General features: G+C 69.5%; 7 protein-coding genes. 3 read left to right on the plus strand and 4 right to left on the minus strand.

The window, feature by feature from the left end:
- Positions 1 to 16 precede the first annotated feature (16 nt).
- The 4 genes from ACI6GS_RS04985 to dnaK form a co-directional block, all read right to left on the minus strand.
- Positions 17 to 991, minus strand: coding sequence for an NADPH:quinone oxidoreductase family protein (locus tag ACI6GS_RS04985; RefSeq protein WP_439816678.1), 975 nt, complete (start codon positions 989 to 991; stop codon positions 17 to 19).
- Positions 988 to 1,881 carry an alpha/beta hydrolase gene (locus ACI6GS_RS04990; RefSeq protein ID WP_439816679.1) on the minus strand — a complete coding sequence of 298 codons (894 nt, stop codon included), beginning with the start codon at positions 1,879 to 1,881 and terminating at the stop codon, positions 988 to 990. Before ACI6GS_RS04990 ends, ACI6GS_RS04985 begins: the two co-directional genes overlap by 4 nt.
- A gap of 210 nt (positions 1,882 to 2,091) precedes the next feature.
- Positions 2,092 to 3,207, minus strand: coding sequence for a molecular chaperone DnaJ (gene dnaJ / locus ACI6GS_RS04995; protein ID WP_439816680.1), 1,116 nt, complete (start codon positions 3,205 to 3,207; stop codon positions 2,092 to 2,094).
- 105 nt (positions 3,208 to 3,312) lie between these two features.
- Positions 3,313 to 5,241 (minus strand): molecular chaperone DnaK, encoded by a 1,929-nt coding sequence (gene dnaK, locus ACI6GS_RS05000; protein WP_439816681.1) that lies wholly within the window; start codon positions 5,239 to 5,241, stop codon positions 3,313 to 3,315.
- 1,126 nt (positions 5,242 to 6,367) lie between these two features.
- On the opposite strand from dnaK, the gene ACI6GS_RS05005 reads away from it, so the two are divergent.
- From ACI6GS_RS05005 to ilvD, 3 genes are all read left to right on the plus strand, one after another.
- Positions 6,368 to 8,566, plus strand: coding sequence for a DUF2336 domain-containing protein (locus ACI6GS_RS05005; protein ID WP_439816682.1), 2,199 nt, complete (start codon positions 6,368 to 6,370; stop codon positions 8,564 to 8,566).
- A gap of 112 nt (positions 8,567 to 8,678) precedes the next feature.
- Positions 8,679 to 9,455: a hypothetical protein gene (locus ACI6GS_RS05010; RefSeq protein ID WP_439816683.1), complete on the plus strand. Its 777-nt coding sequence runs from the start codon at positions 8,679 to 8,681 to the stop codon at positions 9,453 to 9,455.
- A gap of 197 nt (positions 9,456 to 9,652) precedes the next feature.
- On the plus strand, positions 9,653 to 11,509 hold the full coding sequence (ilvD, locus tag ACI6GS_RS05015; protein WP_439816684.1) for a dihydroxy-acid dehydratase: 1,857 nt from the start codon (positions 9,653 to 9,655) through the stop codon (positions 11,507 to 11,509).
- Positions 11,510 to 12,004: the final 495 nt, after the last annotated feature.

The following is a 12,004-nucleotide window of genomic DNA, read 5'->3' on the forward strand; positions in this document are numbered from 1 at the left end:
TCCGTGTGCGCCGCGCTCAGGCGACGCGGACGATCACCTTGCCCTGGGCCTTGCGGCCGATCAGGTCGCGATAGGCCTGCTGGAAATCGTCGAGGGCATAGACCTTGCCGACCGGCGGGCTCAGCCGGCCGGCCTCGACCAGCGCGAACAGGCGGTCGATCAGGCGGTCCGCCGTGTCCGCGCCGTGGCGCGCGATCTGGGCCACGTCCACGCCCACCACCTGGGCATTCTTGAGCAGCGGCAGGTTGAGGGGCAGGCGCGGAATGCCGGACGTATAGCCGATCACCAGGTGGCGCCCGTCCCAGGCGATCGACCGGAAGGCCTGTTCCGCCGTGGCGCCGCCCACCGGATCGAACGTGACGTCGACCCCGGCGGGGGCCAGCGCCTTCAGCGCCTCGCGCCAGTCGGGGGTCGTGTAGTCGACCGCCGCGTCGGCACCGCCGGCCAGCGCATAGGCGCGCTTCTCCTCGGTCGAGGCCGCAGCGATGACGCGCGCGCCCAGAGCCTTGGCCACCTGGACGGCCGCGATGCCGGTACCGCCGGCAGCGCCCAGGACCAGGACCGTCTCCCCCGCCTTGACCTTGCCGCGCATGTCCAGCGCATAGAGGGCGGTCAGGTAGTTGGTGCGGAAGCCGGACGCCGCCTCGAACGACATGGCGGCCGGGATGCGGCGCACGCCCGCCACCGGCACCACCGTCTGTTCCGCAAGGCCGCCGGAGAAGCCGCCGCCCATGACGCGGTCGCCGATGGCCAGTCCCGAAACCCCCTCGCCCAGCGCCTCGACCGTGCCGGCCAGTTCGGATCCGGGAACGAAGGGCAGCGGCAGCTTCGTCTGGTAGAGGCCCTGCGCGATCAGGGCGTCGACATAGCCGATGGCGGCCGCGTGCACCGCGATGCGCACCTGGCCCGCCTTGGGCTCCGGCACGGCGACGTCGGTCCCCAGGCTCAGGTCCTCGATCGGGCCCGGCTTGTGGCAAAGGACGGCCTTCACGACGCGGCCCCGAAGAAGCGCAGGAGAGAGGCGGCACACTCCGCGGGCGCGAAGTCGGGGATGTAGTGGTTGGACGGCATGGGTTCTCCGGTCACGTCGGTCGCATACTGGCGCCAGATTGCCATGACGTCGTCATGCAGGCGCGGCAGGGCCCCCGTCTCCCCCCACTGGATCAGGGTGGGCACCTGGATCTTGCGCCCCGCCGCGGCATCGACCGCGTCGTGCTCCAGGTCGATGGAGGCCCCGGCGCGATAGTCCTCGCAAGAGGCGTGGATTGTCGCGGGATCGCTGAAGCAGCGTTCGTATTCGGCCTGGGCGCGGGGGTCGAAGGCCCCGCTGGGGCCAAGCGCCCCCAGCATGAAGCGCACCCAGTTGAGCGCATCCGCCCCGATCTGGTTCTCCGGCAACGGTGCCGGAACCGACAGGAAGAACCAGTGGAAATAGGTGTGCGCCAGCTTGCGGTCGACATGGGTGAACAGGTGCCGGGTCGGCACGATGTCGAGCAGGGCGACGCGGGTCACGCGGGCCTCGTGGTCCAGGCACAGGCGGTGGGAGACGCGGGCGCCGCGGTCGTGGCCGACCAGGCCGAAGCGCTCATGCCCCAGGGCGCTCATCACCTCCACCATGTCCTGGGCCATGGCACGCTTGGAATAGGCGGCGTGGGTCCTGTCGCCGGGCGGCTTGGCACTGTCGCCATAGCCGCGCAGGTCGGCGCAGACCAGGGTGAAGTGGTCCTTCAGGCGTTCCGCCACCAGATGCCAGATGGCATGGGTCTGGGGATAGCCGTGCAGCAGCAGGAGCGGCGGCCCCTTGCCCCCCGTCACCAGGTTGATCTCGGCCCCGCTGGTCCTGATGCGGTGCTGGGCAAAGCCCGGAAACAGCGCCGTCATGGCGTCCCCCCTTCTTGTTCATGTAGCCGTCCCTCATCCAGGGGACGCGTAGAGGTCGCGCCAACATCCTTCGGGACGCCGCCGAAGGCGGCTCCTCAGGATGACGCCGCATGGGATTCTATAGGAAAAACAACAGCGTCATGCTGAGGAGCAACGCGGAACGCGGCGCGTCTCGAAGCATCGGGCGCACCGTCTCCCGCAAGTCCCGGTTCAGTCCGTCAGGTCGTTCCACAGCTCCTTCACCTTGGCGAAGAAGCCTTCCGACTCGGGGCTTGTCTCCTCACCCCCGGCCTTGGCGAATTCCTGGAGCAGTTCGACCTGGCGCTTGTTCAGGTTCACGGGCGTTTCGACCGCCACGTTGACGAACAGGTCGCCGAACTGGCCGCGGGTCGGCATCCCCTTGCCCTTCAGCCGGAACTGGCGGCCGGACTGGGTGCCTGCGGGGATCGTGATCTTGCTCTTGGCTCCGTCCAGGGACGGCACATCCACGGCCCCACCCAGGGCGGCGGTCACCATCGAGATTGGCAGGCGGCAATGCAGGTTGGGCCCGTCGCGCCGGAACAGGCGGTGCGGTGCCACCGAAAGGAAGATGTAGAGGTCGCCCGGCTGGCCGCCGCGCGGCGCCACCTCGCCCTCGTTCTTCAGGCGCATGCGCTGGCCGTCCTCGACTCCCGCCGGGATGTTGACGGACAGCGTCTTTTCCCGCGCGACATGGCCGCGGCCACCGCAGACCTTGCACGGGTCCTTGATCATGCGGCCATGGCCGTGACAGGTCGGGCAGGCCCGCTCGATCGTGAAGAAGCCCTGCTGCGCCCGCACCTTGCCCATGCCATTGCAGGTCGTGCAGGTGACGGGCTTTGACCCCGCCGCAGCGCCCGAGCCGTCGCACGCCTCGCAGGCGATGGCGGAGGGGATGCGGATGGTCGTCTTCTTGCCGTGATAGGCTTCCTCGAGCGAGATCTCGAGGTTGTAGCGCAGGTCCGCACCGCGCGCGGGTCCGCGCTGGCGGCCGCCGCCGCCCATGAAGTCGCCGAACAGGTCCTCGAACACGGAGCCGAAGGACGAGAAGTCGAAGCCACCGGGGCGCCCGCCATTGGCGGGGTCGAACGCCGCGTGGCCGTACTGGTCATAGGCCGCGCGGCGCTGGTCGTCCTTCAGGATCTCATAGGCTTCGTTGATTTCCTTGAACTGCCGCTCGGCGTCCTGGTCCCCCGGGTTGCGGTCGGGGTGGTACTTCATCGCCAGCTTGCGGAAGGCCTTTTTCAGGTCTTCCTGGGAGGCGCTGCGCTCCACCCCCAGCAGGTCGTAATAGTCGGCCTTTGCCATCGTGGGATCTGCACCCTTCAAGCTTCAGCGGAACGGCCCTGTTCCGTACCGGAACAGGGCCGCCGCGATACCAGCACTGAGTGCCAGCACAGGGTTGAAGCGCGGTTACGCCGAGCGGTTCTTCTTCTCGTCGACTTCCTCGAAGTCGGCGTCCACGACATCGTCGTGGCCGGCCGCTCCGCCCGCCGCCCCGCCGGGCCTGCCGCCCGCCGGCCCGGCGCCGGCATCGTCGCCGCCCTGGTAGATGACCTCGCCCAGCTTCATCGCCGCCTGCGACAGCGATTCCATGGACGCCTTGATGTCCTGGATCGTGTCGCCGGCCAGCGCCGTGCGCAGCGCGCCGATCTCATGCTCGATGTCGGCCTTGACCGACGGCTCCAGCTTGTCGCCGTGCTCCTTCAGCATGCGCTCGGTGGAATGGGCCAGCGCCTCGCCCTGGTTGCGGGTCTCGACCAGTTCACGCCGCTTCTTGTCCTCGGTCGCGTGGCTGGCCGCTTCCTTGACCATCTTCTCGATCTCGGCGTCCGACAGGCCGCCGCTGGCCTGGATGCGGATCTGCTGCTCCTTGCCGGTGCCCTTGTCCTTGGCCGAGACGTTGACGATGCCGTTGGCATCGATGTCGAACGTCACCTCGACCTGGGGCATGCCGCGCGGGGCCGGCGGGATGCCGACCAGGTCGAACTGGCCCAGCAGCTTGTTGTCGGCCGCCATCTCGCGCTCGCCCTGGAACACCCGGATGGTCACCGCACCCTGGTTGTCCTCGGCGGTCGAGAAGACCTGGCTCTTCTTGGTCGGGATCGTGGTGTTGCGGTCGATCAGCCGGGTGAACACGCCGCCCAGCGTCTCGATGCCCAGCGACAGCGGGGTCACGTCCAGCAGCAGCACGTCGCGCACGTCGCCCTGCAGGACGCCGGCCTGGATCGCGGCACCCATGGCCACGACCTCGTCCGGGTTGACGCCCTTGTGCGGCTCACGCCCGAAGAAGTTCTTCACCATCTCGATGATCTTGGGCATGCGGGTCATGCCACCGACCAGGACCACCTCGTCGATCTCGCCCGCCGACAGGCCGGCATCCTTGAGCGCTGCGCGGCAGGGGCCGATCGTGCGCTGGACCAGGTCGTCGACCAGCGCCTCGAGCTTGGCGCGGGTCAGCTTCATGGTCAGGTGCTTGGGGCCGGTCTGGTCGGCCGTGATGAACGGCAGGTTCACCTCGGTCTGGACGGCGCTCGACAGCTCGATCTTGGCCTTCTCGGCCGCCTCGCGCAGACGCTGGAGAGCCAGCTTGTCCTTGCGCAGGTCGATGCCGTTTTCCTTCTTGAACTCGTCGGCCAGGTAGTCGACCAGGCGCGCGTCGAAGTCCTCGCCACCCAGGAAGGTGTCGCCGTTCGTCGCCTTCACCTCGAACACGCCGTCGCCGATCTCGAGCACCGAGATGTCGAACGTGCCGCCGCCCAGGTCATAGACGGCGATCGTCTTGCCGTCCTGCTTGTCCAGGCCATAGGCCAGGGCCGCCGCCGTCGGCTCGTTGATGATGCGCAGCACGTCCAGGCCGGCGATGCGGCCCGCGTCCTTGGTCGCCTGGCGCTGCGCGTCGTTGAAGTAGGCAGGCACCGTGATGACCGCCTGGGTGACCTTCTCGCCCAGGTAGTTCTCGGCCGATTCCTTCATCTTCTGAAGGGTGAAGGCGGAAATCTGGCTGGGGCTGTAGCGCTCGCCGCGCACCTCGACCCAGGCGTCGCCATTGTCGGCCCGTACGATCTCGTACGGGACCATCGCCTTGTCCTTCTTCGTCATGGGATCGTCGAAGGACCGGCCGATCAGGCGCTTGATGGCGAACAGCGTCGCCTCGGGATTGGTCACCGCCTGGCGCTTGGCCGACTGCCCCACCAGCCGCTCGCTGTCCGCTGTGAAGGCGACAATCGATGGCGTGGTGCGCATGCCTTCCGCGTTCTCGATGACCTTGGGCTGCGACCCTTCCATGATGGCAACGCACGAATTCGTGGTTCCGAGGTCGATGCCGATGACCTTACCCATTGAGTGCAACTCCTTGATTTCGGCAGGCCCGCACAGCCACTTCGTGCACCGGGCGAGCCCCCATTGGGACCTGGTTGAGTTAAAACCGCCTTGGCGTTGAGGACTATATAAGCGGGGGTATGCAGGGCCGCAACGCCCCTGCCACAGCGTTGCGACGCCTTCGTTTGGGCGACATGTCGCAGTGCTGCCAACGCCGCGGGCAAGGCAAGCACAGCGGTGCAGCAGGGTGACAGCCCGCGCGGTTCCAGGCCCGTCGTGGTGCCGGCACCAGCCAGGCATGGCATTCCGTGGGCATCCCTGTGCTAGGCTGGGGCGTTTCTCGCGGGTGACTACGGTTTTGGCCAGCGTTTTCGAGCGATTGATCGCCAGTGTCCGGCGCGTGCTGAGGGGTGGGCGACCCGCCGTCCCGGCGCTCCCGAGCGCGCGCGACGACACCCGTTTCCGGCTGGAGCGCCTGACCAGCGAGCTCCAGAACCAGCAGGCCATCGACGAGCGCCGCCAGGCGGCGGAACGGGCCCAGCTTCGCCAGCTCGACGCCTTTGTCGAACGCACGGAGGCGTTCGAGGGCCAGGGCAGCAATCCCACCTGGCGCCGTCCCCTTCATGGCCGCGGCGAGGACATGGGCGACGCGCCCGCCGAGGCCAGACAACCAGAGGCCAGACAACCAGAGTCCAGGCAGCCAGAGGCCACACAACCCGAAGTCAGGCGGCCAGACGTGAGGCAGCCGGAATCACGCGAGCCCGCGTACCGGGAGCCCGAGGTCCGGGAACAAGGGAGACGAGCGCCGGAGAGCCAGGCTCCCGAGGTGGAGGTCCCCCGGGTGCCAGTCCGCGAGACGCCGACCCCTGGGGCACAGGGGCCCGCCGACCCGGCGCCTGAGGAATCGCGGGCGATGCCGCGGCGGGAGGAGCCCGTCGCGCCGCCACCCCGCGCCCGTGCCCGGACGGCACCGCCCGTCCAGGCGCCCGTCGAACCCCCCGTCGTCGAGGCGCCTGCGCAGGAAGAGCCACCACCGGCTCGGCCCACGACACCTTCGCCCCCGCCGTTCGTACCGCCCGCCCCGCCTTCGGCGACGGCTCCGCCGCCGGCCGGCGCGCCGCCGCGGCGCCGTGTGCGGACGCGGACGATGGCGGACGAGCTGTCCGACCTGCCGGCCTGGATGCACCAGCCACAGCCGTCGCGCCGTCCGGCCGAGGGCGAGGCCCCCCCGCCGCCACCGTCACCGGAGGTACGCCCGGAAGCCCCGCCCGAGCCGGCTTCCGAGGCCCAGCCGGACGCCCAGCCGCACTCAGTGCCGCCAGAGCCCCTGGCCGGCCCGGCGGATGGGGCCGCCCCGGTTGAGGTCGCCGCCGAGTTCGAGCCGCTGCCGGCCGCGCCTGAGCCGGCGGCTGCGGCCGAGGTGCCGGACCTGGAGGTGGCGCCGGCTCCTGCCGCGGCGCTGGACGTGCCGTTCGAGGAGCTGGCCGAGGGTACGCCGGCGACCGACCTGGAGCTGCCGCCGCTGGACGAGGTCCAGCTTCCGCCCGATGTCGAGAGCCCGCTGCTGCGCGCGGCTCCGGTCGACGGCGAGGCGCCCCCGGAAGATCAGGCCGCCGCCGACAGCGTCCCCCACGATGGCCTGGTCCCGCTGGCCGATGTGCACCTGCCGCCTGACCTGGACAGCCCGATCCTGCGCGCCGATCCGGCATCCCCCGTGGAATCCGAATCCGTCGCGATCGAGCAGCCGGATGACGAGGCCGCCGCCGTCCTGGCGGAGGTGCGCGCCTCGATCCTGGACGCCAGCCAGGATGCCCCAGCCGCCGCGCCAGAGGCACCCGCCTCCCCGCTGCTGCAGCCCGCCCCGGAGGCGCTCGAGGTCGAGCCGCCAGTTCCTGAGCCGCCAGTTCCTGTCGCATCCGCCCCTGAATCGGCCGGCACCGCGCCGCCGCCGGCCGAGCAGGCGCCGGCGCAGCCCGAGCCGCCACTTCTGACGCCGCTCGCGGCGGAGCGGCTGGTGGATGCGCCAGCCCCCGCGCGCCCCGCTGCCGGCCGCTGGGCGCGCCTGGCCGGCGTCGTCGGCCGTGGCCGCAAGCGGGAGGACACCGCCCCGCCTCCGCCGCGCCGTGTCGAGCCGCCTCCGCCCGTGCGGGACGTGGCGCCGCCGCCCGAGGACGAACCGGCGGAGAGCGACGATCCTATCGCCCGGCGCCTGAACCGGGTGGCGACCACCGCGCGGCAGCACACGATGGTCCATGTGCTGCGCACCGCCGATCCCGGCATGCTGAACGCGGAGCGCCGCCTGGACGGCGGTCGCCTGGCCGAGCGCTTCGGCGACGACTATGCCCGCCTGGGCGAAACGGACGTGATAACCGCCCTGGACCGCGGCATCCGCGTCCTGCTGGCGCGCGAGATCGAGCGCAGCCTGCGCGAGGCGGTGGCTCCCACCCTGGCGACCCTGCTCGACACCTCGCGCCAGGTGATGGAATGGCGGGTGCGCGACGCGGTCGTGGCCAGCAAGCCGGTGCTGGAGACCAGCGCCATGCTGCACGATCCCGAGCTGACCGACGTGGTCAACGAGATGGTGCAGCGGATCGCCCTGTCCACCGTCGGCCGCATCGGCCTGCCGGAGGCGCTGATGGTGCAGCTGACGCGACCCGATGCGGTCGAGGGCCTGCTGCCGGCGCTGGGCGAGTCGATTGCGCCGCTGGCCGAACGGGCCAGCCGCCTGATCGCCGCCGACCATTTCGTGGATGGCGACCTGCGCCTGCGCCACATCAAGCTGCCGCTGCTGCCGGAGCACCTGGCCGAGCGCATGGTGGCCGAGGGCCTGACCCCGATCGTCGATCACATGCGCCGCCAGATGGGCGATGTCGGCAGCCTGGGCCCGGCCGAGGAAGAGGCCCTGACGCACGAGATCAGCGCCGAGTTCGTGGCCAACCCCAACAAGCTGGAGCCGGTCGAGCTGGAAATGCGGGGCGAGAAGGTGTCGGGCAGCCTGACGCCGGGTGTTGCCTTCCGCGAGTTGCGCGTCGGCAATGCCCAGGGCTTCGAGGTCGGGTTGGCCCTGCTGGCGGACCTCTACAAGCAGCGGGTCCGCGACATCCTCTATGGCGGCGAACGCTCGGCCTTTCCGGCCCTGTGCGCCCTGTCCGGCATGACCGCGGGCCAGTTCGCCGCGGCGCGCACCCTGCTGATGGCGGTGGAGCGCATGTGCGGCCTGGCGGGTGGCGGCGTCAACCCGGTGACAAGGGCAGCGCTGGAGGGTTACCTGCAACTGGTGCAGAACCCCAATATCGCGCGGCGCGTGATCGAGGGTGGCCAGGATCTGCCCGACTACTCGCGATAGGTGAAGCGGCCCGATCCTTCAGCAGCCCCCTCCCTTCTGGGGCGACAGCCCATGGCGGCGCACATCGGGATCAGGACATCTTGGAGGTGATCTCGCATGAGCAGTCAATTCATTGACCGCTGACGGACCCCTGTCGCGCGACGACATCGAAGCATTCGTGCGCGATGGCTTCGTGCGCCTGGACGGCGCCTTTCCGGGCGCGGTAGCGGCTGCGGCGCGAGAGATCTTGTGGCGGGATGTGGGGTGCAACCGCGACGATCCCGCGACCTGGCCGGGGCCCGTCGTTCGTCTGGGCCTCTACAGCCAGACGCCGTTCCTGGCGGCGGCGGGTGCACCCGCCTTGCGTGGTGCCTTCGACCAGCTGGTGGGGCGCGGGCGCTGGTCGCCGATCGGGGCCGTGGGCACGTTCCCGATCCGCTTTCCGTCGGCGGAGCCGCCTGGCGATGACGGCTGGCACATCGATGCGAGCTTCGGGACGGAGGCGCCCGACTTCATGGACTGGCGCGCCAACGTGGCGTCGCGTGGACGGGCGCTGCTGGTTCTGATGCTGTTCTCCGACGTCGGGCCCCTGGATGCCCCGACCCGCATCCGGGTGGGCTCCCATGCCGACATCGCACGCCTGCTGGCTCCCGCGGGAGAGGCGGGCCTGAGGCTGCGGGATCTGTCGGGCCACGGCTTCGCGACAGCGCTGCCGCGGGACGAGGTGGCGGCGATTGGCCCAGCTGGAACCGTGTACCTGTGCCATCCCTTCCTTGTTCACGCGGCGCAGGCCCATCGCGGGACGCGGCCGCGCATCCTGGCGCAGCCGCCGCTGCTGCCCGTGGGCGCGCTTGATCCGGCAGGGCCAAGCCCGGTGGAACGGGCAATCCGCGCAGCGCTCGGCGATTGAACGACGCGCATGCGCGCGCCCCAGGGCTGCTGCGCGCCTTGCGGCGCGGCCAAAGGCTCGTGCTGGCCCGCGCATCATGGTACGGAATCGTCATGAAACGGGCTGGCCCGCCAAGGGTGGCTGGCCCATTGGAGGTTCCCGGGATGGACGAGGGCGGCCCAGCGTCGCCCGCGCCCCGTACAGAGAGACGACACGCGATGCCAGCCTATCGTTCCCGCACGACCACCCATGGCCGCAACATGGCCGGCGCCCGTGGCCTGTGGCGCGCCACGGGCATGAAGGACGAGGATTTCGGCAAGCCGATCATCGCGATCTCGAACAGCTTCACCCAGTTCGTGCCCGGCCACGTCCACCTGAAGGACCTGGGCCAGCTGGTCGCGCGCGAGATCGAGCGGGCCGGCGGTGTGGCGAAGGAGTTCAACACGATCGCCGTCGACGACGGCATCGCCATGGGCCATGACGGCATGCTGTACAGCCTGCCGTCGCGCGACCTGATCGCCGACAGCGTCGAGTACATGGTGAACGCCCATTGCGCCGACGCGCTCGTCTGCATCTCGAATTGCGACAAGATCACGCCCGGCATGCTGATGGCCGCGATGCGCCTCAACATCCCCGTCGTCTTCGTCTCCGGCGGCCCGATGGAAGCGGGCAAGGTCGTGCTGAAGGGCAAGGAAGTCGCCCTTGACCTGATCGACGCCATGGTCGCCGCCGCCGACGAGAAGGTGTCGGACGAGGAGGTGAAGGTCATCGAGCGCTCGGCCTGCCCGACCTGCGGCTCGTGCTCGGGCATGTTCACCGCGAACTCGATGAACTGCCTGACCGAGGCTTTGGGCCTGTCGCTGCCCGGCAACGGTTCGGTCCTGGCGACCCATGCCGACCGCGAGCGCCTGTTCCTGGAGGCCGGGCACCTGATCGTCGACCTGGCCCGGCGCTATTACGAGCAGGACGACGAGAGCGTGCTGCCGCGCAACATCGCCAGCTTCAAGGCGTTCGAGAACGCGATGAGCCTGGACATCGCCATGGGCGGCTCCACCAACACGGTGCTGCACCTGCTGGCAGCCGCGCGGGAGGCGCAGGTCGACTTCACCATGGCCGACATCGACCGCCTCTCGCGCAAGGTGCCCTGCCTGTCCAAGGTGGCACCCGCCAAGTCGGACGTGCACATGGAGGACGTCCACCGGGCCGGCGGCATCATGGCGATCCTGGGCGAACTGGAGCGCGGCGGCCTGATCCATACCGACGTGCCGACCGTGCATTCGGCCACAATGGGCGACGCCCTGGCGCGCTGGGACATCGTGCGGACCAAGTCCGAGAAGGTGCACCACTTCTTCAAGGCGGCGCCCGGCGGCGTGCCGACCCAGGTGGCGTTCAGCCAGGATCGCCGTTGGGACGAGGTCGACCTGGACCGCGAGACGGGCGTGATCCGCAACGTGGAGCATGCCTTTTCCAAGGACGGCGGCCTGGCCGTGCTCTATGGCAACTTGGCGGTCGACGGCTGCATCGTGAAGACGGCGGGCGTCGATCCCTCCGTGCTCGTCTTCTCCGGCCCTGCGCGCGTGTTCGAAAGCCAGGACGACGCCGTGGGCGGCATCCTGTCCGGCTTCGTGATGCCGGGCGAGGTCGTGGTGATCCGCTACGAGGGTCCGCGCGGCGGCCCCGGCATGCAGGAAATGCTCTATCCCACCAGCTACATCAAGTCGCGCGGGCTGGGCACCAAGTGCGCGCTGGTGACGGACGGCCGCTTCTCCGGCGGCACGTCCGGCCTGTCGATCGGCCATGTCTCGCCCGAAGCCGCCGAAGGCGGGCTGATCGGCCTGGTCCAGGATGGCGACGTGATCGAGATCGACATCCCCAACCGCACGATCCACCTGGCCGTGTCGGACGAGGAACTGGCCCATCGCCGTGCCGCGGTCGAGGCCAAGGGCGCGCAGGGCTGGCAGCCGGCCAAGGACCGCCCGCGCAAGGTCTCCGCCGCGCTGAAGGCCTATGCCGCCATGACCACAAGTGCTGCCAAGGGCGCCGTCCGCGACGTCGACCAGCTGTACCGGAAGTAGTCAAGCGAATAGCCCACTCATGTCCGGGAAAGGTGGCATGAGCGGGCTTGAAGTGTGGAGTGACGCCCCTATCTGGTTATGAGGCGGTTGACGGCAGCAGTGCCGTGCAGGACGCCAGCCCTTGTCTTGTTTGCCGCAATTTGTTCGTTCGCCCTTTCCGCAATGTGTAGCTCAATCGCTTGGATTGAGCCTTTTGAAAGGGGTTTTGCGATGGTTGCTACTACGAACAGCAGTCTGATTTCTGGGTTTTTGTCCAGCTATCTGGCCGGGTTGGCACTCTTGCCGTGAGCCGCTTCGTCGAACCGAATGGTTCAGTTGGCCCCTCTTCCCGACCCGCTCATTCCCGCGAAGGCGGGAATCCAGAGCCACGAGCGATGTCCTTGCGGCCCCTGGATCCCCGCCTTCGTGGGGATGAGCGGGTACGCGGGGATGAGCGGGTGAATGTAGGCCCTAAGCGGCAACACGGGCCTGCGAGGGAGACGTCTGCATACCGCT

The organism is Zavarzinia sp. CC-PAN008 (assembly GCF_051903925.1).
In the GTDB taxonomy this organism is placed as follows: Bacteria; Pseudomonadota; Alphaproteobacteria; order Zavarziniales; family Zavarziniaceae.